Source organism: Streptomyces sp. NPDC021622, from assembly GCF_040640795.1.
Classification (GTDB): Bacteria; Actinomycetota; Actinomycetes; order Streptomycetales; family Streptomycetaceae; genus Streptomyces.
This window is the reverse complement of record NZ_JBFACK010000013.1, coordinates 71,971-96,735: the sequence shown is the minus strand read 5'-3', so window position 1 is coordinate 96,735 and position 24,765 is coordinate 71,971. Positions and strand designations below refer to the sequence as shown.

General features: G+C 64.2%; 28 protein-coding genes, 1 tRNA gene and 2 pseudogenes. 17 read left to right on the top strand and 14 right to left on the bottom strand.

Annotated elements, in window-relative coordinates:
* Window positions 1-11: 11 nt before the first annotated feature.
* Complete coding sequence (locus tag AB0G47_RS25455) at window positions 12-476, bottom strand: GatB/YqeY domain-containing protein (RefSeq protein ID WP_360774152.1); 465 nt, start codon at window positions 474-476, stop codon at window positions 12-14.
* A gap of 22 nt (window positions 477-498) precedes the next feature.
* Between AB0G47_RS25455 and AB0G47_RS25450 the strand changes: the two genes are divergently transcribed.
* The 3 genes from AB0G47_RS25450 (at window position 499) to AB0G47_RS25440 (ending at window position 3,546) form a co-directional block, all read left to right on the top strand.
* Window positions 499-2,001 carry a recombinase family protein gene (locus tag AB0G47_RS25450; RefSeq protein WP_360774149.1) on the top strand — a complete coding sequence of 501 codons (1,503 nt, stop codon included), beginning with the start codon at window positions 499-501 and terminating at the stop codon, window positions 1,999-2,001.
* Between the two features lie 298 nt (window positions 2,002-2,299).
* Window positions 2,300-2,833, top strand: a complete 534-nt coding sequence (locus AB0G47_RS25445) for an SLATT domain-containing protein (RefSeq protein WP_360774146.1) — start codon at window positions 2,300-2,302, stop codon at window positions 2,831-2,833.
* Between the two features lie 368 nt (window positions 2,834-3,201).
* Window positions 3,202-3,546, top strand: coding sequence for a hypothetical protein (locus AB0G47_RS25440; protein ID WP_360774143.1), 345 nt, complete (start codon window positions 3,202-3,204; stop codon window positions 3,544-3,546).
* A gap of 411 nt (window positions 3,547-3,957) precedes the next feature.
* On the opposite strand, the gene AB0G47_RS25435 is transcribed toward AB0G47_RS25440, so the two are convergent.
* From AB0G47_RS25435 to AB0G47_RS25425, 3 genes are all read right to left on the bottom strand, one after another.
* Window positions 3,958-5,412, bottom strand: coding sequence for a replication initiator (locus AB0G47_RS25435; protein ID WP_360774140.1), 1,455 nt, complete (start codon window positions 5,410-5,412; stop codon window positions 3,958-3,960).
* 251 nt (window positions 5,413-5,663) lie between these two features.
* Entirely contained in the window at window positions 5,664-5,855 is a 192-nt protein-coding gene (locus AB0G47_RS25430; RefSeq protein WP_360774137.1) for a hypothetical protein, read from the bottom strand.
* Window positions 5,852-7,177 (bottom strand): FtsK/SpoIIIE domain-containing protein, encoded by a 1,326-nt coding sequence (locus AB0G47_RS25425; protein WP_360774134.1) that lies wholly within the window; start codon window positions 7,175-7,177, stop codon window positions 5,852-5,854. Before AB0G47_RS25425 ends, AB0G47_RS25430 begins: the two co-directional genes overlap by 4 nt.
* A 2-nt stretch (window positions 7,178-7,179) precedes the next feature.
* Between AB0G47_RS25425 and AB0G47_RS25420 the strand changes: the two genes are divergently transcribed.
* Window positions 7,180-7,305, top strand: coding sequence for a hypothetical protein (locus tag AB0G47_RS25420; protein WP_360774131.1), 126 nt, complete (start codon window positions 7,180-7,182; stop codon window positions 7,303-7,305).
* 53 nt (window positions 7,306-7,358) lie between these two features.
* On the opposite strand, the gene AB0G47_RS25415 is transcribed toward AB0G47_RS25420, so the two are convergent.
* Entirely contained in the window at window positions 7,359-7,586 is a 228-nt protein-coding gene (locus AB0G47_RS25415) for a hypothetical protein (RefSeq protein WP_360774128.1), read from the bottom strand.
* Window positions 7,586-7,957, bottom strand: a complete 372-nt coding sequence (locus tag AB0G47_RS25410) for a hypothetical protein (RefSeq protein WP_360774125.1) — start codon at window positions 7,955-7,957, stop codon at window positions 7,586-7,588. Before AB0G47_RS25410 ends, AB0G47_RS25415 begins: the two co-directional genes overlap by 1 nt.
* 221 nt (window positions 7,958-8,178) lie before the next feature.
* Between AB0G47_RS25410 and AB0G47_RS25405 the strand changes: the two genes are divergently transcribed.
* A complete protein-coding gene (locus AB0G47_RS25405) occupies window positions 8,179-8,922 on the top strand; it encodes a GntR family transcriptional regulator (RefSeq protein WP_360774122.1) in 744 nt (247 codons plus the stop codon).
* A 447-nt stretch (window positions 8,923-9,369) separates the two neighbouring features.
* On the opposite strand, the gene AB0G47_RS25400 is transcribed toward AB0G47_RS25405, so the two are convergent.
* Window positions 9,370-10,307 (bottom strand): IS5 family transposase gene (locus tag AB0G47_RS25400; protein ID WP_360774119.1). Its coding sequence is split into 2 segments (ribosomal slippage): window positions 9,370-9,902 and window positions 9,902-10,307, totalling 939 coding nucleotides; the frame shifts between segments, so codons are not numbered across the junction.
* Here AB0G47_RS25400 and AB0G47_RS25395 point away from each other — a divergent pair.
* Both AB0G47_RS25395 and AB0G47_RS25390 read left to right on the top strand, forming a co-directional pair.
* Window positions 10,296-10,925, top strand: a complete 630-nt coding sequence (locus AB0G47_RS25395) for a class I SAM-dependent methyltransferase (protein WP_055702157.1) — start codon at window positions 10,296-10,298, stop codon at window positions 10,923-10,925. The genes AB0G47_RS25400 and AB0G47_RS25395 overlap by 12 nt on opposite strands.
* Before the next feature lie 358 nt (window positions 10,926-11,283).
* On the top strand, window positions 11,284-11,457 hold the full coding sequence (locus tag AB0G47_RS25390) for a hypothetical protein (protein ID WP_360774116.1): 174 nt from the start codon (window positions 11,284-11,286) through the stop codon (window positions 11,455-11,457).
* Window positions 11,458-11,524: 67 nt separating this feature from the next.
* On the opposite strand, the gene AB0G47_RS25385 is transcribed toward AB0G47_RS25390, so the two are convergent.
* Both AB0G47_RS25385 and AB0G47_RS25380 read right to left on the bottom strand, forming a co-directional pair.
* Window positions 11,525-12,058 (bottom strand): hypothetical protein, encoded by a 534-nt coding sequence (locus AB0G47_RS25385; protein WP_360774114.1) that lies wholly within the window; start codon window positions 12,056-12,058, stop codon window positions 11,525-11,527.
* 23 nt (window positions 12,059-12,081) lie between these two features.
* Window positions 12,082-12,990, bottom strand: coding sequence for a hypothetical protein (locus tag AB0G47_RS25380; protein ID WP_360774111.1), 909 nt, complete (start codon window positions 12,988-12,990; stop codon window positions 12,082-12,084).
* Window positions 12,991-13,196: 206 nt separating this feature from the next.
* On the opposite strand from AB0G47_RS25380, the gene AB0G47_RS25375 reads away from it, so the two are divergent.
* Window positions 13,197-13,553, top strand: a complete 357-nt coding sequence (locus tag AB0G47_RS25375; RefSeq protein WP_360774108.1) for a hypothetical protein — start codon at window positions 13,197-13,199, stop codon at window positions 13,551-13,553.
* 136 nt (window positions 13,554-13,689) lie between these two features.
* Entirely contained in the window at window positions 13,690-13,887 is a 198-nt protein-coding gene (locus AB0G47_RS25370) for a hypothetical protein (protein WP_360774105.1), read from the top strand.
* A gap of 1,165 nt (window positions 13,888-15,052) precedes the next feature.
* Here AB0G47_RS25370 and AB0G47_RS25365 read toward each other — a convergent pair.
* Entirely contained in the window at window positions 15,053-15,529 is a 477-nt protein-coding gene (locus AB0G47_RS25365; RefSeq protein WP_360774102.1) for a hypothetical protein, read from the bottom strand.
* A gap of 439 nt (window positions 15,530-15,968) precedes the next feature.
* A complete protein-coding gene (locus tag AB0G47_RS25360) occupies window positions 15,969-16,250 on the bottom strand; it encodes a hypothetical protein (protein WP_360774100.1) in 282 nt (93 codons plus the stop codon).
* A gap of 238 nt (window positions 16,251-16,488) precedes the next feature.
* Here AB0G47_RS25360 and AB0G47_RS25355 point away from each other — a divergent pair, with 238 nt between their 5' ends.
* From AB0G47_RS25355 to AB0G47_RS25320, 8 genes are all read left to right on the top strand, one after another.
* A complete protein-coding gene (locus AB0G47_RS25355; protein ID WP_360774097.1) occupies window positions 16,489-16,629 on the top strand; it encodes a hypothetical protein in 141 nt (46 codons plus the stop codon).
* 334 nt (window positions 16,630-16,963) lie between these two features.
* On the top strand, window positions 16,964-18,262 hold the full coding sequence (locus AB0G47_RS25350; RefSeq protein ID WP_360774095.1) for a tetratricopeptide repeat protein: 1,299 nt from the start codon (window positions 16,964-16,966) through the stop codon (window positions 18,260-18,262).
* The gene (locus AB0G47_RS25345) at window positions 18,259-18,774 is read left to right on the top strand and encodes an NUDIX hydrolase (protein WP_360774092.1); all 516 of its coding nucleotides are present in this window, start codon (window positions 18,259-18,261) and stop codon (window positions 18,772-18,774) included. The genes AB0G47_RS25350 and AB0G47_RS25345 overlap by 4 nt, the downstream gene beginning before the upstream one ends.
* Before the next feature lie 145 nt (window positions 18,775-18,919).
* The gene (locus AB0G47_RS25340; RefSeq protein WP_360774089.1) at window positions 18,920-19,111 is read left to right on the top strand and encodes a hypothetical protein; all 192 of its coding nucleotides are present in this window, start codon (window positions 18,920-18,922) and stop codon (window positions 19,109-19,111) included.
* A 180-nt stretch (window positions 19,112-19,291) separates the two neighbouring features.
* Window positions 19,292-20,218: a metallophosphoesterase gene (locus AB0G47_RS25335; protein WP_360774086.1), complete on the top strand. Its 927-nt coding sequence runs from the start codon at window positions 19,292-19,294 to the stop codon at window positions 20,216-20,218.
* Between the two features lie 145 nt (window positions 20,219-20,363).
* Window positions 20,364-20,437 (top strand) — tRNA-Pro (locus tag AB0G47_RS25330).
* 509 nt (window positions 20,438-20,946) lie between these two features.
* On the top strand, window positions 20,947-21,675 hold the full coding sequence (locus tag AB0G47_RS25325; protein WP_360774083.1) for a hypothetical protein: 729 nt from the start codon (window positions 20,947-20,949) through the stop codon (window positions 21,673-21,675).
* 85 nt (window positions 21,676-21,760) lie between these two features.
* The gene (locus AB0G47_RS25320; protein WP_360774080.1) at window positions 21,761-21,964 is read left to right on the top strand and encodes a hypothetical protein; all 204 of its coding nucleotides are present in this window, start codon (window positions 21,761-21,763) and stop codon (window positions 21,962-21,964) included.
* A 407-nt stretch (window positions 21,965-22,371) separates the two neighbouring features.
* Here the strand turns inward: AB0G47_RS25320 and AB0G47_RS25315 are convergent.
* From AB0G47_RS25315 to AB0G47_RS25305, 3 genes and pseudogenes are all read right to left on the bottom strand, one after another.
* Window positions 22,372-23,007 (bottom strand): annotated as a pseudogene (locus AB0G47_RS25315) (LacI family DNA-binding transcriptional regulator); the annotation flags it as partial.
* A 100-nt stretch (window positions 23,008-23,107) separates the two neighbouring features.
* Window positions 23,108-23,341 (bottom strand): annotated as a pseudogene (locus AB0G47_RS25310) (transposase); the annotation flags it as partial.
* Window positions 23,342-23,494: 153 nt separating this feature from the next.
* Entirely contained in the window at window positions 23,495-24,679 is a 1,185-nt protein-coding gene (locus tag AB0G47_RS25305; protein WP_360774077.1) for a restriction endonuclease, read from the bottom strand.
* Between the last annotated feature and the right edge of the window lie 86 nt (window positions 24,680-24,765).

Sequence of the window (24,765 nt, the reverse complement as noted above, 5' to 3'; positions counted from 1 at the left end):
ACCGTCCGTGCTCAGCCGGCGAGCAGCTTCTTGACCGCGGCGGCGACGCGGCCGCCCTCGGCCAGGCCCGCGACCTTCGGGTTCACGATCTTCATGACCTGGCCCATGGCGCGCGGCCCCTCGGCGCCGGCGGCCTTCGCCTCCTCAACGGCCTGGGCGACGATCGCCTGGAGCTCGTCCTCGGAGAGCTGCTTCGGCAGGTACTCGGCGAGGATCTCGCCCTCCGCCTTCTCCTTCGCGGCCTGCTCGGCGCGGCCGCCGTCGGCGAAGGCCTCGGCGGCCTCGCGGCGCTTCTTCGCCTCGCGGGCGATCACCTTCTGCACCTCGTCGTCGGAGAGCTCGCGGGCCGTCTTGCCCGAGACCTCCTCCTTCGTGATCGCCGTCAGGGTCAGCCGGAGCGTCGAGGAGCGCAGCTCGTCACGCCCCCTGATCGCGGCGGTGAGGTCTTCCTGGAGCTTCGACTTGAGCGTGGTCATGGTTCCTTCATAGTGTTTTGGCATGGACCCGGTCAACGAGATATCGCAGGTCACAAGCGACTCGGCTCGACTACGCAAGTTGGCCCGGATTACCGAAACACAGCAGGCCAAGCGCGGGCGGACCGACTGGACTGGGGAACCGGCAGCGATCTATTGCCGGATCTCCCACGTGAACGATGACGACCAAACGGGCGTCGACCGACAAGAGCGTATCTGCCGTGACATCGCGGAACGGCTAGGTGTCACGGTCGCCCACGACATGATCTATGTGGACAACAACAGGTCTGCGTGGCAGCGGAACCGGAAGCGCAAAGGGTGGGACGAGCTCTTAGAGGCCGCGCGATCCGGCCGCGTCCGCCACATCCTCGCGTACCACCCGGACCGGCTCATGCGTCAGCCTCACGACCTCGAAGAGCTGTTGCAGATCTCGGACGTACAGAACATCACGCTGCACGGTCAGGCCAACCGTCGAGAGCTCTCCGACCCCGATGACCGGTTCTTCCTCCGCATCGAAGTGGCCCACGCTTGCCGATCCAGCGATGACACCTCCCGTCGCCTCAAAGACGCATTGGTCGAACGCGCCAGGGATGGCAAGCCGCACACAGGCAAGCGCCGGTACGGCTACGACAAGAGCGGGACGACCGTCATTGATGCCGAGGCCAAGATCGTGCGCGAGATCTTCCGGCGCTTCCTGAGCGGGGAGTCGACCACCGCACTGGCCGGCGACCTCAACCAGCGGAACGAGCGCACGGCGCTTGGAGGCGAATGGAACCCCTCGAACGTCGAGGCAATTCTGTCGAGCCACCATGTCGCAGGCCTTCGTGTCTACCGCGGCGAGGTCATCGGTAAGGGCAGTTGGCCCGCGATCATCAAGCGCGGAAGGTGGGACGAGGCCCAAGCCCGAAGGGGCTACCGTGCCGCCGCGAGCGAGGGTAAGTACGCCCCAAAGCACCCGTACATCCTTCGAGGTCTGGTCACATGCAAGGCATGCGGTAACCACATGGGTGGTAGCGGCGGAAACTACATGTGTAACCGCAAGGCCCGCACGGACTCCCGGCGTTGCTACCGCGCGGTGAGCGGCGCACCGCTCCAGCGCTTCGTGACGGACGCGGCAGTCAAGCTCCTCGAACGCCTCAGCGTGACGGGGGAGGAAGAGGCCGCCGTTCTATCGGAGGACGATCAAGCGTCAATCGAAGCGGACCGCGAAGAGCTCGCCGAACTCCGGGACATGTGGGACAAGCGTGAGCTGCGGACCCGCGAGTACCGGAGCATGAAGAAGACGATTGAGGATCGCGTCGCCAAGATCGAGCAGAAGCTAGTGGTGCGACCCACGGCCGAGACATTGCGGGGACTGACGGGCCCGAACGCGCGGCTGAACTGGACGCGCTTAGAGGAAGCCAAGGAGTACGACCGCATGAATGCGGTACTGCGCTTCATCTTCCACGCTGTGATCATCGATGAAGGCTCGTCCAAGGGGCCGCAGTTCGACTTTGGGCGCGTAGATATCGATCCAAATCCGCTCTAGCCTCGCGCTTTCATGAAGTGGGCCCTCCGACGGGTGGTCAGGTAAGCGAAGTACCCCGGCTGACCAGTGCGTTCCCGCCCCTGCAACCAGCACCACCCCGACCGGAGCCGTGGAACCCGGCGTCCACCCGACGCGACAGCCGGGCCATCAACGTGCCCACCACCGACCCGAACAACCGGAACGGCCCGCCGAAGAAACCGACGGACCGTCACGAAAGATCGAAATTAGTGACTCAATTGGGTTTATGCCTGACTTACCTCAAGTGGTGTACCGCCTCGCGTCGACCTACGCTGGATGTATGAGTGAGGCACCACTGGATTTTCAGAAGCGCGCACGTCAGCACACCACTGGATGCAATGAGCGGGCGCGTGAGCATCAGCTGTCACACCATCATTATCGAGTTTTTTCCGCAGTGCTTAATGGGTTGGGCGCTGTCTCGGGCGCACTGGCTGGAGGGACACTTTTGGCTGCTGCGAAAACCGGCACCTGGTGGGCCTACGTCGCAGGGGCGCTTAGTGCGATTGGCGCTGCTGCCATTGCTCTAGACGCACAGCTCGGCCTCAAGGGGCAGGCAGAAGCTCATCGGCTGGCTGCCATCCGCTTTGGCGCCCTGCGAACTTCGTACTATGACATCCGGCTGCTTTCGCTTAACGAAGAGGAGGGTGTCGCCAAAGTGGATGAACTTACCGAGCGTAAAGCAGAGGTTGAGGAAACATCACCATTGGTTGAACCGCGGGCACGTAAGAAGCGAGCAAGGCAAAAGATCGAGGCAGAGCAGAGAAAGGAGAAAGCGGAGCGGGAGGAGGCGGCAAGAAAGGCGGGGGCACTGTAGCAGCGAAGGCGGCACCGTTGGCCGGGGAACCCGCCCAAGCCAGCACCCCTCATCGTTACTAGTGTCGTACATTGATTCCTAAGTAAGATGCTGACGGAGAGCGCCAAGCGCAGGAACTGGTTGGGGTCATGGATGCGGCAACAGCGGCGCTTCTAGGTAGCCTGGTGGGAGCCTCGTCATCCTTCTTGACGGCCCTTGCCGCAAGCCGAACACAGCGTGAGATTGCGCGCATCTCGGCACGCGCCGAACATCGGAAGCTTCGACGGGAACCGCGGGCGAAAGCATTCCAACAATTCGTTGCATGTACGGTCGAAGTCCAGAGATCCATCCCATCGTGGCTAGAGATTCAAACCCCAACCCTGTTGTACATGAATAGGGTCAGCCACGAGCAGAACGAGCAGGCTCAATCTGCAATCGAAAAACTCAGGCTTACCTGGGAAGAAATTGCGCTGCTCGGCCCTCCCGCTGCGTCAAGGTCAGCGAGGGAGATCGAAAAGATCACCGAAAAGATCCGAATGAACATCGGCGTGCTTGCGTCGCATTCCTCTCAGCCCAATGAACGGCTCGCCGAGGATGCAATGAGGGAGTTTATGCGCAAACTCTACCGCGAACTAGGTGAATACGAGCAAGCCATCTCACGGCAGCTCGATACTTTCATTTCTGCTGCTCAAAATGCTTTGGATGACGACGGAACAACCCGCCAAAAGCGCTAGCCGTCTAGTACATGGCCACGCATATGAATTTCCACGGCGAACGAAATGGCGCTGCGCTGGTCTGGTCGTCCGGTAGCCACCTCAGTCCGCGAGCAAGTGCGGCTACCGGTCTTGATTGGGTGATGTTGGGGTTGTTCACCTGACGGTAGCGGGTCCGGTCCGGTAGCCCTGGGCTGTGAGGTATGCGCAGGGCGGCGGGTTGACCGACGCCGGGAGGGCCGCGCGGGAACGTCTCCGGCTTCAGGCCGTGGAATCTAGGGGACTCGCTATGGCGGGTCCCCTTCGCCTTCTCGTTGGTCCTCAGGTGAAGGGCGAAGCAGCTCCGCGAGTCGCCTCGCGCTCTCTGCGGTGATCTCTCTTGGGAACCGGGAGCAGACCCGCTCCAGGTGGTACGCGCGCTCAGCCTCACGGTCAGGCCGCGACGCCAACGGAAGCGCTCCCCCCGGCACACCGTTCCTCGTAAAGAATCGCCCTCAGTTGAGCACGGTCCTCCGCAATGCCTGCCGCGATCTCCGCCTGTGCAGCGGTGTGACCGGAGCCGACATAGCGCCAGGCCGAAACCGTGATGACATCCGGGGCCCCGGCAATCGGCTCCTGCCCGAGGCCGCCCTTATGCGAAGTGCGCGCGTCACGTAGCTCCCCGTACGTCGTGGAGTAACGGCGGGATTTCGTGAGGGCATGCCCGCGGTAGCCAAGCGTGTGAGCCCAGCTTCTGAGCCGAAGATGGTCGAGCTCGGGGAGTCTGCCGAGCCGCCAGCAGGTGCCCATGAGCGCCCGCGTATGCGCAGACACGGGAAGCAGTGCAATCTCTTCGGACGAAGTAACCGGACGATCGCAGCCGCCCGCATCCCCGACGCTCTTAGACACGTACTTGGCGACGTAGGCAGCAACGGCTTGATCAGTCACTGGTCCGTCATCGAAGGCTCGACGTATGGCATGTACGTCGAGTTGAGCGCCCCAGCGGAAGGTGTGCTCGCCGAGTCCGAACACATAAGGCATCAGTACCTCTGCCGCAGCCGCTGCGGAACGCACAGCCGCCGAGAGCAGTCTTGCTGTGGTCCAGGCAGGCGGAGGCGAATCAGGCCCGTTCGGACCGTCCAGGCGGACGACGGCATGGAAGTGGACAGCGCCTCGCTGTTGATACTCGGCGACCTTGGCGAAGCTCAGCCGCAGATGCTCGCCGACGCGTGACTGAGGGATGCCTCCCGCGCCGGCCAGGTGCCGACGGATCATTCGAGTGGTCCGATTCCACAGCTCCCCCGCATGCGCGTGCCACAGCACGTGGGCGGAGTAGTCGTAGCAGTCGGGACAGAGCGGCTGACCTACTGCCGGATCGTCACGTGAATGCCTGAGGCCACAGCCGACGGCCCGCCCGTGCTCGCACTGCCCGCCGCCGCGTCGAGCGCGACACAGTTCGCCGCCGTGAGTGACGCGATGGACCGAGCCGAAAGAAGGGGCGGTCAGCGTGACGAACAGCCGCGGATGCTCAGCAACCGAGGACGGAGTGCCCTTACCACCCAGAAGGCCAGAGCGGACCAGCTGGAACGTGTCTCCGGAGTGGAGGTACGAGCACGGCGGGCAGCGGGAGGCGCGGCGATTGCGGCACCGAACGGCTAGCCGTCCTCCCGGCTCGGGGGCAGTGTCGTAACAGCTCAGCACCTCGCCAGTGGTCGCGCGGGCGGTTGTGGTGTGGCCTGCGAGATAGATCGGGTGGGCGCATCCACCCGTGGACTTGATCTGTTCGAGCCAGCGCCAGAAGCCCGGTTCGTTGGCCAGCCGTACCAAGTCCTGTTCGGTTTCGGAGAGTCTTCGCAGGCGCTCCGCTCGGTCGAGGGCGGAGCGCCGCGCCGTAGTGACGTCCTGCATGCAGGGGCGGTGACCTTTCCGTGGGGACAGCCGTGCGGACTGCCGCGCGTGAATAGCGGAGGGGATGGAGGCGCACCGTGCTCCTTGACAGAGGTGATCGCGTGAGGGTCAAGACCGCCCCGAGCACGTGCCCACGACGACGCCCAAGAGAGCGATCACGATGAGGAGCTTGAGGAATCGGTACATAGAGGGACCTCCCTTCGGACTGCGCAGCCGAGAAGCGAGTAGTCGTGCGCGACGGAGCGACCCGATCACGCAGCGAATCGCGAGAACACCCAGTTCACGAGCTCAGAGATCATGAAGACCGCCGGCGTCTGCCCGAGGTAGAGCCCGAACAGGCCGATCAGGACCGCAACCCACCACGGGACCTCACGCGATCGGACGAGCAGCACCGTGACGAGCCCAAAGAAGAGGACCATCGGCAGCGCCTGTTCTTCAGTCATGTGGCGCCACCCCCTGCCTGCATAGCCGCGGTGAGAGCCGGCAGTTCGGGCGTGCGGTGAGCATTTTTGGCTGCGTAATGGCGGATCTCATCGGGGGTCAGCAGCGTGGAGCGGGCACGTACCCAGTAGCCGCCGGCTGTCGTCACAGCGACGCCCTGTTCGTCCTCAGAGATCGATTGGGCAACCACGATGGCGTCTGGTGACAGATCCCCGAGAGCCATCTCAGCCGACGATTCGTCATTCACGCGATGGCAGATCCGCCCACCCAGTTGGGCACGCAGCGCAGTAACCCCGGGACCTAGTTCGGAGCCGAACCGCTGTGCCGCGACGACGACGTGAATGCCGAGGGCGGCACCGAGCTGCGCCAACCGCAGCAGAGCAGTTGAGCACTCCACGGCTTCCTTGCGTCCGATCAGTGAGCCACCGGACAGGTAGAGCTCTGCGACTTCGTCGACCAAGAGGACGATGGGCCGCGGGCGTGCGTCGTGATCGAGTTCCCAGACAGAGCGGACGCCAGCCGCCCGGCACCCGGCCATGCGATCCTCAGCCTCCGCGATCAGGCCATGCAACAGCCCGATGGCGTCGCGTCGGTTTGTAGCGAGCGCGGAAAGCCGCTTCGCGAAGAGCGAGAACTCCATTCCGCCCTTGCAGTCGATCCCCACCACGGCGACCGCCTGCGACCCCAACTGGCTGACAAGGGCGCCCAAGAGTGTGGACTTTCCCGACTGCGTCGCCCCGATCACCAGCCAATGCGGGACCTTGCGGAAGTCGATGACCCACGCAGAACCGTCCCCGAGTCGACCGACCACCGCAGCCATGAACCGCGGTGCGGGGAACATGCGCCGCTCGGGATCACCTGCAAGTGGGTCCCTCGCTGTAGCGATGATGAGCACCTCACCACGCTTCGGCGAGATCACCCGCACCGCGTGGACGCGCCATGCGTGGGCGAAGGATTCCGTCGCGGCGATGAACTGCGCTGGAGTCTGTCCCGGATGCAGGTCCACACGCACCGAGAGCCCGGAGAACATCACTTTCGGCACGCCAAGGCGTGGTGGTATCGGTCGCAACGCCGTTCCCCTGACCATCGCGTCGCGTCCGATCACGGTGTAGCGCGGCCGGCGGACAACGGCCAGGTCTGTGTTCTGACACAGGCGTCGCCAGGTGTAGCGCATCCGGCAGACCGTGACCGGGAAACCGACGAGGTACCACCGCAGCGGAACGGCACTCAGTCGACGGCTGAGCCTCGGTTCCCAGTACCTCTGAGTCAGCAGGCCCGTGCACAGCAGGGCGGATGCGATCCACACGATCAAGGTTGCCGTCACTGGTGATCACCTCCCCGCTCAGTGGGAGCAAGGGCACGCCGGACCTCACGCGCATGGTGGGCCGCCGACTCGGCATGGCGCTCGGCAAGTGCCAACAGGTCGTGAACGATGGCGCCGCCCTGGAGTGAGTTCAGCAGCGCGTCGCAGCCCCCAAGAATGCGTAGATCCCGCATCAGGGCTCTCACCGCGTTGTCGTCTCGGTTCGCCACCAGTCGTCACCGCCCTTCGTACGAGCGACGAGGAACCGCGCGATGTCGGTGGCTTCCTGGCAGTCATCAGCGAGGCGCTTCATGGCCAGGTGGCGCGTTGCATCGTCCATCGACGTTGTGTCGAGAACATGAGCGATCGTGGCCAGGTTGGTCAGCCGCTCATGTAACGCCAGCCAGTCCCAATCCAGGTCGGGCGCCATTACGCCTCGCCCCCAGCCGCCTTAGTGCGTCCGGCGGGAGCACTGGCGGGAGCCGACCCGCCGTTGGGCACGACCGCTGAGGCTCTGAACGATGTTCCTTTGCGACCGTCGATCTCCCACGCCACGGCCACCAGATCGGCCACCGTCACCCGTATTCCCTCAGCGATACCCATGGGCTCGCCGGGCACGGCCACCTCAATCACGTCTGCGCGCCTGTTGCCTTGCTGCCGGACCGAGACGCCGACGACGTAGATCGAGTTGCCGTCACGGTCCTTGCGTATCTCTCCGGTCTCCTGGTTGACCCGCGGCTCGGGTGGAACCACGCACATCAGCGTTCCGAGTCTCCGGACATCCACGGGGATGTTCTGCATAGGCGCTCATACCTCTCTGCCCGATCTTGACGAGGTTGCGAGATTTGCACTTGCGACTCGTCCTGATGAGTAGCGAGCATGGCCCAGCTTGACGTGATTTAGCAAGCACTTAAGCTGACGAGTGTGGGGCGAAGTCCCTTAGAGTGCAGCCCAAGCAGCCGCACAGCACACCTCCGCAGGGGAGCAACAACATGCCAGGGGACATCGTTCGGCCAGGAGCCATGTACAAGCAGCTGGCCGAGCGCATTGCTGGCGCAATCGCCGATGGTGAGCATGAGCCGGGCAGCATGCTGCCGAGCGAAAGTCAGCTCATGGCCCTCTACGGTGTCTCTCGGCCCACCGTCCGCTCAGCCATCGCCGAACTTCGCTCTATGGGCCTGGTCGACAGCCAGCACGGCCTGGGTTCCTTCGTGCGGACCCACACCGAGCCCAGCGCTGTGCTGGACCGGAGCCTGACCCGTAAGGGCAAGCGTGTTTTCGTCGGCTGGACTCCCGATCGGGTGGAACTACCGTCCGTCACCCGAGGCCAGGCAACTGACTTCGTAGGCACGCTCCTTGAGCGCGACGAGGAAGCCGTCTTCATCGCTGAGCACTTGATCGCTGACCCCATCACAGGAACCCGCGCAGTACTTCGCGTCTTCATCCCGTTCGACGTGGCCGAGCAAGTCCCCACTCTCGCTAAGCGGCCAGACGCCGATCCTTCAAAGATCTACGCCGCATTGGCCGCAGCGGGACACGACCTGATGTGGACCGAGCACGTCACCGCGCGGAGTGCGTTGCCAAGCGAACGGACCGCCCTCGCAATGGCCACCTCCGACACTGCCCCGGTTCTGATCACCTACCGGGTGGCCGCGACCGCCGACGGCCAGCCGCTCGTACTCGAAGAGCTGTGCACCAGCGCGGGACAAGCCCAACTCTCGTACCGCATCACCGCGGAGGACGAGACCGCTCGCCGCCGGGACTGACCGGTCTAACTCTTCTCTACTTACTCAAGGGCGCGCCTTCGGCGCGCCGGCGGCCAGGCCGCCCTGGCAGGGCTGCGGCGTGGCCGCCGGTCCCTGCCAGACGCCCGCCGCCGTCACCCGAGGAGGACCTGAGCACGAGATGCCCCGCCAGCCAAAACCAGCGGGGCATCTCCAACACCATGCTCAGCGAGTACACGAGTCCGCATGCTGTCGCGCCCTGAACTTCGCAGGGGACACACCGGGTGCGTACTCATTGAGGCGACAGCCCGAGCACGTCACCCACTGGTGGCCCTTCTCGTCCTCTTCCACGCGCACCCTGCCACGTCCAAGCGTCCGAAGCTGTCGCCCAACCGCCTTGCGTCGCATCCGGCCCCCTCGTGTCACTTGCCAGTCTCGCCATGGTGCAAGGCTCGAACCCTCTCGCGCTAGAGCCTGTCTGACAAATGATCACCTGGCCGTTTCGCGGAGCCAGAGAATCAGGGAGGCTAGGACGACTCCCGCGCGGTAGCGGTCCGCGAGCTTGTCGAACCTGGTTGCGATCGCACGGAACTGCTTGAGGCGAGCGAAGCATCGTTCGACCACGTTGCGGTCGCGATAGATCTCCCTGTCAAAGGCGGGTGGCCGGCCACCGAAGCGCCCCCTGCGTCGACCGTTGGCCACCTGGTCGCGGCGCTCGGGGATCGTGGCGGCGATGCCCCGACGCCTCAGCAGATGACGGATGGCCCTGCTGGAGTAGGCCTTGTCACCCAGCACACGGTCCGGTGTCGTGCGCGGGCGGCCCGTGCCGACGCGCGGGGTGCGGACCCCGTCGAGGACATCGGCGAACGCGGTGGCGTCGTTGACGTTTCCGGGTGTGAGCACGATCGACAGCGGCAGTCCCCGGCCGTCGACGGCGAGATGGACCTTGGTGGTCAGCCCGCCCCGGGACCGACCGAGTGCCTGATGCGCCTGCGAGCGGCCCGGATCTTCCAGTTCGTCCCTGTCTGCGTCCCCCTTTTACGGGCGCCCGCGGCGTGCTGGTGGGCCCGGTTGATCGTGGAGTCAACGGCGACGATCCACTCCACCCGGCCCCCCGCGTCATCATGGACCTGGACATGCTCCAGCAGCTTCGCCCACGTGCCATCGGCCTCCCAGCGGGCGAACCGCTCGTAGACGGTCTGCCACGGCCCATACCGCTCGGGCAGGTCGCGCCAAGGAGCCCCGGTCCGTAGCCGCCACAGCACGCCGTGGACCACCTGCCGGTGATCACGCCACGGACGGCCCCGTCCGTCCACCTGGGGCAAAAGGGGCTCTATCCGCCCCCATGCCGCATCCGTCAACTCACCTCGACCTGCCACAAGATCAATTATCAGACCGGCTATAGAGTCCTGCCCGTGGTGAATCATCAGGACGAGACCAGGACGGCCTACGACGGAGTCGTCGAGCTGTACGCATCGCTGTTCGCAAACCGGCTGGAGACACAGCCTTTCTCCCGGACCATGATCGGCACCTTCGCCGAACTGGTGCGCGCGACGGGCAACCCGCGGGCAGCGGACGTCGGGTGCGGTCCCGGACATCTGACAGCCATGCTGCACGAACTGGGCCTGGACGCCTTCGGACTCGACCTCGCCCCCGGCATGATCGACCACGCCCGGCAGGCCCATCCGGCGCTGCGCTTCCAGGAGGCGCGGATGGAATCCCTGCCGATCGAGGACGCCGCGCTCGGCGGCGTACTGGCCCACTACTCGATGATCCACACCCCTCCGGGAGAACTGCCGGAGCTGCTCGCCGAGCAGGCACGCGTCCTGGCGCCGGATGGCCTGCTCCTGGTCTCCTTCTTCGGGACCGACGAACAAGAACCGGTCCGCTTCGACCACAAGGTGGCACCTGCCTACAGCTGGCCGGCGGATCGCCTCGCCGAACTGCTGGCCGACGCCGGGCTCGTTCCCTTCGCCCGGTTGCTCCACGATCCAGCCTCCGAAAGGGGCTTCCTCGACGCCCATCTGCTGGCCCGCCGTTCGTAGGCCCTGCCCGGTAATCCCCGCCGGACGGTCGGCGCACCTCCCGATTGCCAACTCAGCCGAACCTCGCTGATTGGACGGGAATTGTCAGACAGGCTCTAGGGGCGGTCGGCGGAGCTCCGGAGAGCTGAGGGTGGGGCGCGTTGCGGGTTGACACCGATGGAGCCCCTCACGCCATGGGTGGGATCGAGCGTCGCGGGGGTGGCTGCCGGTCGGCACCGCTGTCCTGATGCCCAAGGACAGCACGAACCTGGGAGGGCTCCAAGATCGTTCAGTCGTGGAGTGCTCCATCTTGACGCCCTCCCAGAACCGCGCTGGGCGGAGCCCATCAGGACAACGGCACCGACCTAGGGAGCACACCATGAGCGGCCTCACGATGACCTGCCCGAGCCACCAGGGCGACGACTGCTGGGCCTGCCAGGGCAAGGGCTACGTGACCTTCATCGGTGAGAACGTCGACCGCGCCGCCGACACGCTGGCCCAAATCGATCGGTGGGCCGCCCGCCGCGAGTCTGCGCGCAACGAGGAGGGCTGATCTCCAAGGCCCCGGCTCAGGTCGGGGCCCAAAGCCGCTCCACCGACCGTGTGGGGCAGCGCAGGTTCTATTTAATCTTCGGTGGCAGAAGGGAGATTTTGGAGTGCGCTAGCCACAGCCTCTTGAGGCTCATGAGAACGGTCAGAATCAGATGCAAGAATACAGTAACCAGGATCCCCGTCCAGGCCCAATGTACTGCCTTTTCAGGATCACTGACTGAGCTACACGTAACCAGAAGGACAATCAAGAGTAGCCCAACTAGAACAGCCCAGCTTACGTTGGTGAACAGCTCTTTCACATTCTTTGTAGTGTCGTGTTCACCCAGATCATCGTCACGCTGCAAACGAAGACTTAGAGTGAACACGTTCGTCAGTAGCCCAAAGAGGAGGCCAGTGAAGATACCAACTCCCCCAATGAACTTAGAGACGTCATATAGCCCGAATCTGCCACAGTGCCGCAATAGCGAGGCAAGGACGCCCAGGAGCAAGGGGAAGACGATAAACGCTATATAGTCGGAGCCCCTCTTCTTTCCCGTTTGCGCATTCGTGTACGTCCGAAAGTGGGCTTTCGCGATGTCGCGGGTATCCCACTTTTCACTCACGACGCCCCCTCGGGTTCAGGCTCTCACTGCTGCCACGTCCTACGATCGACGTGCATGTAGTCCAGTGAAGCACCTACCTCTGACAGTACTGCTGACCTGTAGTTTTGATCCGTGGGGGTGCCGCCAGAACCGTCCTCGATCTCATACATGAACCGCGGCAGATCGTGATCGACCACGATCGTTCGCGCCTGACCGTCAGACTCTATCTGCATCCGCACTTCATCGGCATCGGGAACCCTAACGGAGAATACGGTGTCGGAATCCAGCCGTTTCTCCATCGCCTGCCTGATCCATGGGGCCGGAAGGAATCTCCTGCGTGCGGCTTTTACGCGATGCTCCTGAATACGGCTCCCTACTGCCCCATCTGAGTCCTGCTGATGGACTACGTATGTTATTTCCTTGAGGCTCGCCCTATCGATGAACTCATTCCAGGCATTCGTATCCTGAAAATGGTTAATTTCAATTACATACCGTTGACTGGTGAACTTTTCACGAAACCAATCTTTGAAAGAGGAGCAGAGGCCCCCAAAAGCCGAGGTGTGACCGACGAATTCCGTGGCCCACAGAGCACACTCACCCACGCTCGGTATTATCAGGGCCTGTCGAACCGGGTAAGAGGCCGCATCACTCTTTTGGATTTCGTAGGAGTCACTTCCAGTGTCGGTGGCAACCACCTTCCCCGTCACTCCATAGTGACCCGATTCCACTGTGAACCATATCGTTCGAAAGTCAGTCTCCGAATCCTTTAGGCGAAGATATCTTTCACTCTTGTCGATTCGCTTCCCCTTCCCCTTGAGTTCCGAATCCAGGAACTCTGAATATAGGGGCAAGAGATCCCGCTGGTTCGGACCGAATGCCGCCAGAGGCAAGTACTCGCCGGAGCGGAACTTGCGGATCTTGACCTCGTAGAGTGAGAACGCGTGTCGAGCCATGCGGCGGATTTCTTCCTGCTATTGCGGAATGTTACTGTCAGGATACTGGGAGCAATGGACGGTGCAAGCTGTAAGGAACAGTTGTGGCCGGTGCGATTGGCAGCCCGTCGCCAGATGAGGTCTTCATCGCAGGTCAGAACCCTAATGGGTGATCGATTCAGCAGCCTTGTAGGCAGGAGACAGCCCAGCCCAGGCAGACTTGAGGGATGACGCGCCCTCAAGACGATGTCCACGGCGAGCCCATAAGCCCTGCGCTTCTCTTCGATGACGACGGACGCATGGACGTCATCCATGACCTGTCGGTCACCAGCGAGCTTCTGGACACTGCGAGTGAGGTGCACGAAGCCTTCGACGGCTTGGGGCGCCCAATGCAGGCCACAGGCCCAACAGGCAAGGTGACGTTTCGCCTGGCATCCTGCGGGCCGGAGGAGGCCAAGATCCGGGCACGTGTTCAGTACTACTACTCGACATACGCGAGCCGACATCCGACCAGGGTTCCGCCCCAGGAGGCAGACCTATCCGCGTTCGTGCTCGCCGTAGCCAATGATGAGGTCCTCGAATAGCGGCAGTACTTCACGTCCGCGGACTATTCGTGGACGAAGGATCGCTGAGCTCGCGGCCAGAAGTTCGTGACCTGTGCATACCTCTGCGGCTGAAGGGCCCTCCGGAGCCGTGTCCGCATCCGTCTATCGTCGCCGCATGGACACCAGCAACCAGGGCGAGCCCCTGTCGGAGGACGAGCTGCGGCTCTTCGTCGAGTACCTGCATCGATTCTGCAAGCACGACGTAGACCTCTTCGCACTGCTGGAGGCCGGCGATCCAGAGGCGCCGGCCTTCGTGACCATCACGCGTGATCCAGTTGCCGGTGTCGAGCGCTCCGCCTACCGACGCCCGTGAGGATCGAGTCGAATACTTGTCGAAGGTGGGCGGCTCGCAGCCGTTGCCCACCAAGACGGTGCAGGTCAACTGCGCTATCTGGCCAGATCAGTTAGCGCCTTCTAGCTCCTCACTGCTCACATAGAGGAGGACTGATCCCCGATCAGTCCTGGCAACTCATGCGAGCTGGTACACGGGGCGGAACGCTCACACTGGACCACATCGACCAACCATGGTTCCGATGCCATTTCACTGGGACGCCGCCATGGGAGGCCATCCGTCCCGTCTTGGAGGAGTGGACACACTCCGTTGAGGCGCCTGAGCCGGATCGCCCGAGGGTGGAAAGAGCTCTGGAGGCTGTGGAAGCACTCCAGCTCGTACCCACCGACGGTGGCGATCCCGTCAACGACTTCCTGATCCACATCAGGGGGACACAGGCAAGCTTCCGGTACTGAGCCGAACCGTGCAGGTCAGAGCGCTTCCTTGTTCTCCCTGGCCGTCTCTCCAGACCTATGCACTGGAGGCAAGACGCTCCAGGGTGTCGCCCCGCCCATCGAGACTCCACCGACCGCGTGGGTATCCGCGGGTCACGAACTCCGACCGCAGATCGGCCCGTTCAGACCGAAGCCCGCCGCAACGCCGACGCGACTTGCCTGAACCCCAATGGGGTGCCTCTGAGCCTCACCACCCCCCGCCCGCGATCATCCGTGTAGGCCGACGCCCACAGATCCTCCCGCCGCACCCCCACAGCGGCGAGCGCCGCGTTGAACTCGCCAGCTGCGTCGCGCGCTTCGGCCCAACCGTGGATGTACTCAACATCGCGAATCCACACAGATTCCTCATCCCCATCCCCATGCGTCTCCCCCGTAGAAGCGTCGTCCGCCATCGAGTTACGCCTCCCTAGACACCGAGCCAGCCATCTCGCAGTTCTGTTGCAGACGCAAATTGTAGCTCTGGTGCGGCACATGTGAAGGGAGATGCGCACGTTTCTGTTGCATATTCCTCTCCCAACTGACGTGCAGATTTGCGGAGTTGCCGACTCCGCTCCACAGCCCCCGCAGCGTTCACCTCCGCTTCGCGAACGAGCAACCGAGCCCACCGAGAAGACGTACGGCCCCCTCCCACCTAAGGGAGAGGGCCGCGTCATCGAAGCGCAATCGGGGGCGCCACCCGACAGCACCACGACCTACCGCAGGTACGACTTGTGCACGTACCCGAACGTCAAGCGGGGGAGGCCGCCCGCGCTGCGCTCCTTGAGCACTACACCGACCCAGTTCGGGTTGTACGAGTGCGCGAAGGTGACCTTGATGAACACGCGGTCACCGCGGTACAGCAGTCCCTTGATGTAGCCGTTGTACCCAGGCTGCGAGCGCAGCCGGAGTCCGTTGACCGCGACCGACTTCGTCGAGCCGGCCCTGACAACCTCCTTGACCGACCCTGCCGCGACTGCCTGCTTGGACTGACTCGCGCTGGACTGCGTAACAGCGGACGCCGAGGCCCCCACCCCCACGAACCCAACGACCATCGCGACGGCGGCGGCCAGCAGCAAAGCCAGCCTCTTACTTGAAGCACGAACCCTTCTCATGCATGTCCTCTCAACTCGCTTGATGACAAGGGCGGTTGAGCCTGCAACCCGCCACTCGCCCTGACGAGCAATGAGCATGCATGTATGCAATCGCAAACGTCAAGTGGTTGAGGTGGATTCACCGTTGGCGATCTGAGCACTTCAGCCAGGGATGTCACGACCAACAGGATCATCACCAGTCGTTCGCTAGCGAGAAGAGCGCTTGTTGCGATGCGGCACCCCGCTCCGCTGGACATGCGAATGCCCCAGCTCTCCTGAAGGGAGATCCGGAGCATTGGGTGTGAGCGGGCAGAGACGGCGGGTCGACGCGGTACGGCCCGGCTCTCGCACGGGGAGGGCCGGGCCGTATACGGCGAGCGGAGAGCTACCCGCCGCACATCCCTTGGCCGAGGAGCGCCTATCGCGGCGGTCGACCATGCCGCCGCGCTCACCTCACAAGCCAAGGGGCTGAAGGGGCGAAGGCCGCCGGCGTCTCTTGTCTCGGTGGCCCCCGCCCCGGTCTAGGTAGCCGTCTGCCTCATGCCGTCACCCGCTGAACTTGCGCCTGCCCCGACCCGTCGGTGAGCCCGCCCGGAGGCTCCATAACCGCGTAGTCCGTGAAAGTCCGGCGATAACGCAGGTGCCCGGTCTCCTGGGTGTGCAGGCGCTGCCACTCCTCGACGGGCGCCGGATCGCTGTGGCTCCCAGACGTCGCGCCACAGTCGACTTGATCACCCGATACGCACCCCGCCTCGTACTCCGGTGCGGCGTAGAGGTCCTGCACCAGCGTGTACGGCACGTAGTGGAAAGTCCGCCTCACAGCGAACCTCCGTGACTACTACGAGCGTTGGCTGCCGCTACACGATCGCTGAGTTGGTCCGACGAGGTGACGCGCTGGACATGCTCGGGCTTCACATCCCACTCGCACCCGCCATGTACAGGGCGAAGCTGGAGGTAGGAGCCGAGGTGATCCATCACGATGCCTACGCGGTTGTGGACCGTGTCCCGGACGGTCTCACCGATGGCGGGGGCACTCATCACGCCGCCACCTCCACACCGTGGATCAGGCGGGGACCGATATCAACGCCGTGCACCGCGAACCACAGCTCCCGCCGCAGCGCCCGTTGTTGCCTCTCCTCCTGCCGCCGCTCATGCGCGACGAGGTATGGGCGAACGAGTCCGACGTCTTCGCCCCGTAGCACCAGGACGGACGCACTGAACGGACGAGAACAAGGTGTGCCTTGTCGGTCCGTTGTGCGTGCTTGGTCGAGCCCCCGATGGCGACCGGGTGCGGGTAGTAGGAGACTCAGCAGTCTTTCGATGAGGCGGGCGATAACGTGATTCACGTCGACCTGCTTCCTTCAGGTTGGCCACGCCCCGGGGCCGTCAGCGCGGTCGCCGGGGTCTGACCTTTCAGCCTTCCGACGGGAATGCCTCAGAAGTAGCCCAAGGTGGATACCCACGGTGGGTAGCATCACTGCGTATCGACTCGCACCGGCCAGTTGCCTTGTCCTTCTCTCCGGAGCGTCGCTCATGCCCAGCTACGAACCGCCGCGTGATCTTCCGGACCGCGTCCTCAACGACCCCGAGATGATCCGGGCCTGTGCCGCACGGGATTTCGCCTCGGTCTTCCAACTCGCGAAGCGCCGCGGGGGGATCTACCCGGCACTCATCGCCCGTAGGTGTGACCTCACGCCAAGTCGCGTGGGCGAAATCCTCAGCAGCCGGCGAATCATCAAAGACATGAGCGTGATCGAGCGCATCGCCGACGGCCTGCGAATCCCCGGTCACATGCTGGGGCTCGCCCCGCGCGCGTGGGAGACAGGCAGCATGGCGCGGGAACCTGTCGCCCCCGCCCTACAAGCAGCAGATCCCGGTTCAGCATCCACGGGTTCGCCCGACATGGCCGCGATGGATTCCTTCCGGTCGGCGGATCGTCAGTTAGGCGGCGGCCACCTTTACGGATCCGTTCTGCTCTATCTGCACAACGACATCGCACCCCGCCTCTTCGGCGGTAAGCAGACGCCCGATGCCCCGCAGATGTTCCAAGCTGCCGCAGCTCTGACGGAGATGGCCGGATGGATGGCGCATGACTCCGGTCGCAATGATCAGGCGCGTGAACACTTCGCCAAGGCGCTGCCATTCGCAAGAGCTGGCGAAGACCGGGCACTTGGCGCCAACATCATGGCCAGCATGAGCCACCTGGCCCTACAGACAGGCCGGCTTGATGAGGCCGTCTCTCTTGCCCGAGCAGGTCGAGATCACATTGCCGTTGGGGCAGGCGTGCCCAGGCTGTCAGCGAGACTGCACGCGATGGAAGCGCGAGCCTTGGCGCAGCTCGGCGAGGCAGATGCCACACGTGGCGCGTTGGCGCTGGCAGAACGGGAGTTGTTCACACCCCCCAGCAAACCGCCGTCCTACTGGATCAGTTCGTTCGACGCTGCCGCACTAGCCAGCGAGCGGGCGCTTTCGCTCCAAGATCTCGGCAGACTCTCCGCAGCCGTGGATGCCGCCGAGGAAGCCGTCAGCCTCCGCACAGGGGACCGAGCTCGCAGCCGCGTTTTCGGGCAGATCACCTTGGCCATGATCCGGACCCAGCAGGGCGAGCTAGAAGCCGCCTGCGATGTCGGCCATGAGCTACTCAAGGCCTGCGGCACGCTCGGTTCCATGCGGATCACACAGCAGCTAGACGAGCTCGCGCGAGCGCTCGCCCCGTACCGCGACGAGGAAGCCGTAGCCGATTTCCTAGACTGCCTGGCAGCGGTGAACCAGCAACGCGCGCTACTCCTGGCAGGGATCAGCGCGCCGCACGCCGGAGGAGCGATCACGTGACCACGCGGCCCAAGCCAGGGACAGCCGAGTGGGATGAGTATCTGGCGGAAGGGAATGCGAAACAGGCCCGCAAGCGGGTAGCAGCGGACGTGCTCTTTCGCGACGAGTCCGGGCGCGTGCTCCTGGTGAAGCCGACGTACAAGGAGGCGTGGGATCTCCCTGGCGGGATGGCAGAGACCAATGAACCCCCGCAGGCTGCGGCCCACCGCGAACTCCGCGAGGAGCTTGGGCTCACTGTCCGCCTTCGGGGATTGCTCTGCGTCGACTGGGTCGCCCCGCATGGGCCCTGGGATGATCAACTGGCCTTCATCTTCGACGGCGGCACCCTCACGCCGGATGTGAGCGCCAGCCTCCACCCACAAGATCATGAGCTCTCGGCCTGTGAGTTCTTCGCTCCTGAGAAGGCCCTGAGCCTGCTCCCGCCTCGCACGCGCCGACGTGCCGCTCAGGCATTGCGTGCGCTCGACGAGCAGCAGCCCCGATACCTGGAGAACGGCCAGTCAGGCCACTAAAACGCCTGGTCAGCGACTCATGGCGCTCTCGTTCGCGCCGAGCTCGGGCATCACCCCTTCGGCCCGCTCGGGGTGCCTGCGGCCATCCTGCGGTGCGGTACTGGACAAGAAGGCAGCAGGTCGAACACCGAACCGAGGAGCCACCATGGCTGACAAGCGGCATGAGCGTTCCGCAAAGGACCGTGACAACCAGCGCGAGACTGACGAGCCCGCTGTCACTGTCTCCATGGGGGACAGCTACATCTCGGGCGAGGGCGGCCGCTGGGTGGCTCACGCGGCAAAGGAGCGGAAGGCAGGAGAGACGACCGCCGGGGAAGATCAGGACAAGAAGCAGTAGCCGGCACGGCGACCGGTCTCGACAGCACCGTCAGGCATCGATCGGCGCAGGGTCAGAATCAGCCCCCCGCGAGATGCTATACGAAGAGCCCTTGACCGTGGTCATGCGGTGATTGTCGCAGGTGTGTACGGCCCGACGCCCGCTGATTTACCGGGGCTTCGGGTCTGACACGATGGAAGTATGCGCGCGCGATACGCAGTACCCCTGGGCATCACGGCGACGGCCGCGGCCGGCCTCGCCTACTCGGTGGGCTTCGAGGCCCGTTCCTTCCGGCTGCGGCGGGTGACCGTCCCCGTACTGCCGACGGGGATGCGCCCCTTGCGGGTCCTCCAGGTCTCGGACATCCACATGGTGTCCGGGCAGCGCAAGAAGCAGCGCTGGCTGCGCTCGCTGGCAGGGCTCCGCCCCGACTTCGTGATCAACACGGGCGACAACCTCTCCGACCCCGACGGCGTCCCGGAGACACTGGACGCGCTCGGCCCGCTGATGCGGTTCCCCGGGGCGTACGTCTTCGGCTCGAACGACTACTACGGCCCGAAGCTGCGCAACCCCGGCCGCTACCTCATCGAGAAGGTGCAGGGCAAGCACGGCCTGAACGGCAACGCGCCCGCCGTCGGCGTGATCCACAACCCGTGGGAAGACCTGCGCGACGGCTTCGACGCGGCGGGCTGGGTGAACCTGACGAACACGCGGGGCGCGCTGAAGATCGAGGGCTACGAGATCGGCCTCACCGGCCTGGACGACCCGCACATCAAACGCGACCGGTACACGCGCGTGGCGGGCGGTCCGGACGCCGGGGCCGACTTCTCGATGGGCATCGTGCACGCCCCGTACCTGCGCACCCTGGACTCCTTCACGGCGGACGGCTACCCGCTGATCCTGGCGGGCCACACCCACGGCGGCCAGCTCTGCATCCCCTTCTACGGGGCACTGGTAACCAACTGCGACCTGGACACGGACCGCGTGAAGGGCCTCTCGACGCACGAGGCGCAGGGCCGCAGGTCATACCTCCACGTCTCCGCAGGCTGCGGCGCCAACCGCTACACCCCGATGCGCTTCGCCTGCCCACCGGAGGCAACACTCATGACCCTGACGCCGAGGCCCTGAGAGCTCTGCGGGGCCAGGCCCGCGAGGCCCTGAGAGCTCCACGGGGCCGGGCCCGGAAAACCGGATTTCGTCTCCGGCCGCCGGTCCGCTAAAGTAATCGATGTCGCCACGGCCTGCAGCAATGCGGGACGCGGAGCAACGACATCGGGGTGTAGCGCAGCTTGGCAGCGCGCTTCGTTCGGGACGAAGAGGTCGTGGGTTCAAATCCCGCCACCCCGACAGAGAAGTACCAGGTCAGGGGCCTGATCCGCATGGCGGGTCAGGCCCCTGCTGTGTCTCCAGTGATCGTTTGGGAGAAATCTGGGAGAAGATCTTGGTCGAGGTCTCCCAGGAGATACTCGCCTAGCAGGAACAACACGTCTCGGCTGCGCTGACCCGCTCCTGCGCGTTCGCGAACGGCCAGTCGTCAGATCGATCACAGAGGGCCTTCCGGGACGCAGCGCCGAGCGGCCGATCGCATCAGTGGACGTGCCCAGGCGAGGCACACAAACGGATGCCGTCATGCCCCAGGTCGCCCGAGAGTGAAAGCCTGTCGTTCGCACCCCGTCCGGCGCTATGCTCCCACCAGGCGACCACGCTCGCTGTTACGTCGGACCTGGGTTCCTCCCGCAAGTCACCCGGGGTTGAGGGCGCAAAGTGCCATCGGGCACGCGTGATGCAGAACTGTTCGTTCCTCCTATGGGGCGCAGTGGGCGGGAGCACTGGCACGCGCCCATCAGGAGCCGGACATGACGCTCGACAAGAACATCACCAAACTCGCCCACCAGATCCGGCGCGAGACCGAAAATGTCATCCCCTTCCAGCAGGCATGGTTGACCGCCGCAGGTCAGTTCGGCGCACTCCCCGTCCACACCATGGCGCCCCAGGAGCGGATCCCGCTCCGTGCCGAATACACCGGGGAGAGTGACGCCGCCGCCCAATCCGCGATCGCCCATGACACCCATGGGTTGGGCCTGGACCACTGCTCGGACGAACAGCGTGCCTTCAGGGCCCTGCTGGCACTCGCGCTCTTCAATGGCAACGTGTACACGGGGCCGACGGCCAGATGGAACTACGCGGTAGTCGCCGCGTACGACCCCGTGATGTCGCCCCGCCGCGACCAGTTGGTGATGGTGGCGGAACGTGCCCCTGAGAACGTGGCCACGCGGCTGTTGCCTGTCGAAGTCGATGGCTCACGTGGCATTCCGGGGCTACGACACGAAGTGAGCTACACGTGCCACGGGCAGCGCTCTTTGTGCCTGCGCCATCTGCCCACCGGTGCAATGCTGACGATCACCGGTGACCCGGACGCATGCCGACGCGGCAGCAAGCGCAGCTTCGTTCCCCGACACCGCTACCCCACGATCGACCACAAAGTCACCGAGCACGAGCGCCGCGCACTGGCCGCGGTCCCCCCCGATATCGCACGACGCCACGACCCTGCTGGCTGGTCTCGTCCCGCGCTACAACCTGGTTGACCGGCGAGGACGTTGGGCGACCAGTCTGTCCTGGGACCCTCTGGAGCGGTCCGGCTCCGAGCACAGGAGGGAACCTGATGTGAGGATGGACGGCGCCGTGCGCCAGCTCTGGGGCTCTGGGGATTCGTGGGCCCTCCGCTGGAATGGATTTCCAGAGCCCCATGACCTGGCTATTGCTCTGACCCACCGGGAAGTCGGGATCAAGGGCGCCAGGTTGACCCGCCACGGCGACGCCTTTCGCGTGACGCTGGGCACCGCCTCGCTTGAGCTGTCGGACGAGAAGGGCTGACTCTGTGCCATTTCTTACCGACCACGCTGAGTCCGCAGCCATGCTGGTGACCGCTGTCGTCCTTGGAGTTCTCCGCTTCACGTTCCCGAGGGACTCCCGCCATCGCCTGGAGTTGTGGAAGGCAGTCCTTGAACACCGGCGCCATCGGTGGCAGGTGACAGAGCGCCGCCGTGCAGCCAGAAAGCGTCGAGAACCCGTTCATCCTGAACAGGCAGCGGAAACTACGGAGTTCGGCACCGTGCCGACAACGGGTTCTTGATCCTTCGGTCACGTCCGAGCGCACCCCCCCCCTCGGGAGCCGCATCCGTACGAATGAGCACGGCAGCAGACTCTCTGGTCTACTGCCTGTGGCCCAGCACCCTACCCGCCATCTCCTGACGGGTCCCCGGTGCTCGTACCCGTCAAGCTCATACCCGCGCGACGAGCAGACGATCCAGCACCGCTACGGGAGATCGCGAGGACATCGCTCGGCGAGCGTCGAGCGCTGCTTCCCACTGCTCGGTCAGCCCGCACATGAGGCGTCGGCGCATGCCAGGTGTGACGTGGGCGTAGCGGGCCGAGACAGAGCCGTCGATGTGGCCCATGCGTTCGTCCATGAGGACCTTCTCGGTGCCGAGGTCCTCCATCATCGTCCGGTGCGTGTGGCGAAGCCCGTGCGGCGTGAGGCCCTTGGCAACCGGAAGCCAGCAGGCGTCCGCCCGAGCGGCTGTACCTCGGCCTCGGGCCGGGACACCAGGCCACGGCTCGCCGAGGATCGGCACCGGGCGGGCCTCCTGTGGCGCCTTCTTCGGGTACCAGCCGGAGACCGCCGGGGTGAACAGCCAGGTGGCGAAGCCGTTCCGACGCCAGTGGGCCGCGTGCTCCAACGTGGTGCCTCCGCGTACGAACCCGAGCTCCGCGATGGCGAGTTCGACGCGAATGCGGGTGTCCTCGCGTACACGCCCGGGGTGGTTGAGGACGTTCGAGACCGTGCCGGCGGAGACTCCGGCGCGGCGTGCGACGTCGACGAGCTTGGCGCCCTGGTGGCCGGACATCCGGGCGGCGGTCATCCGCGCCAGCACGAGGCGGGTCGGGGTCCACTCCAGGGGCTCGAGGCGATGAACTGCTGAAATGCCTGGGGACGCCGGCCGGCAGGTCGAGCACGTCTGCCATACGACGGACCGTCTTCCTGCCCGGCGTGGCCAGTAGTCCGCTCATGTAGAGCCTGCCCCAACGGCGCTGGTCGCTTCGGGGCAGGTGACCGAAGATCCGCCCGCTGAACGAGGAGATTCGTCGTTCGTCAGCACCTCTGCGATGACCAGGTAGGTTCCGCGCGGACTGGCCTCCGACACTCCGGCTCCTCTCACTGCCTCCACTGCCCGCTGCCAAGAGCGCCACGAGGCGTGCAGGGCGTCGTCGGACAGAGGTGCCCACCTGTCCGAGCACACTTGCTGAAACGCCCGATATTTCAGCCTCCCGCCCCTCGCTCCTGATGGCTTCCGGCTACAGGACACGATGACGGCCTGGCAGCCGAGACGATCAGGCCAGCCCTCACCGCAACCTGAACTCTGCTACGAGGTGTGGGCGACTCGCGAGCAGAAGTTCCAGGTGACTGTCAGGCCACATTTCAATATGTGGAGATTCGCTATTCTCATTGTGCTTCTCAACCCATGCGACTGCGTCAGCGGTAAACCGGCCACTCGTGGCGAACACGAGAGCATGAACCGATGGCGGCTCCCAAAGCCTCATCTGGGCAGTGGCTTCAGAAATATCGGCGACGGCGACGGACTTGCTCTGCCAATGCTTCGCTTGAATGATGACCCTCTGATTCTTGGTGCCACTAAGGGTATCAACGGCGACGCGTTGCACCGAAATGTCGCGACCACGATCAGGCGCGTTCGTACGCATAAGCCACTGAGGGTTCGTGTAATCGTTGGCATCGGCGACAAGGTTAAAAAGTAGCCGCTCAAAGTCGTCGGCAGAGATCGCACTCCACTTCAACTTAGTCGTGACCGGCCCAGTTGGCTTAGCCGCTACGAGCGACGCCAGGTTATCGACGTGTACGGGGAGAGGCTCTAGCTCTGAGTAAAGGCTCTCCTGGATCTCCTTCAGGACTGAAGGCCAATCCATACTGGCAATATCGTGAAGATCCTGACCTTGGCCCCAGGAAACGTGTCTACGCAAGTAGTCCCACCGGGCCTTCCGGGGCACTGAGCTACCAGCCAGCCGCTCGACTTCAGTGAAAGCCAGAACAAAACTGCGCCAGCCGTCATCACTTATCGGCTGATTATCGGTCGGGATGCGACCCTTCAACTCCGCCAACAGGCTGTTAATCTGACCTACCAATTGCAGCACACGTTCGCGAACAAGTTCACGTCGTGACTGATTAAGGAGAAATCGGTACTCGTCAATCTCAGTGCCCGGCTGGTCGATACTTTCTTCCACAGACACGAAAGCATCAGCGAAGCCAATTTCTTGGGCGTCGAGCCGATTCTGCGCAATGGTGTTGAGGCTGTCCGGTACGGACGTGATTTGGTAGTCGCCAATTGGCGGGAGCCCGGTAAGGATTTGCTCATAGGCGCGGCTGAGATCCTGATAGCGGCGACCATCAGGACCACCACCGGCGAATACGATCCCGTCGGGCACCATCTGGCGCAGCTCTGTCCAAACAGTTTCGAGCCTACGAAGGTTGGCATCTACGGCATCGAACTGTTCGAGTGTCTGCTCCAGATCCACCCTGAGCCCCTCTCCGACCTGGCTATGTCACACACAAGGGTGCCGTGCACTGCTGCCAAGCGCTACCAACTCACACAACATGCAGC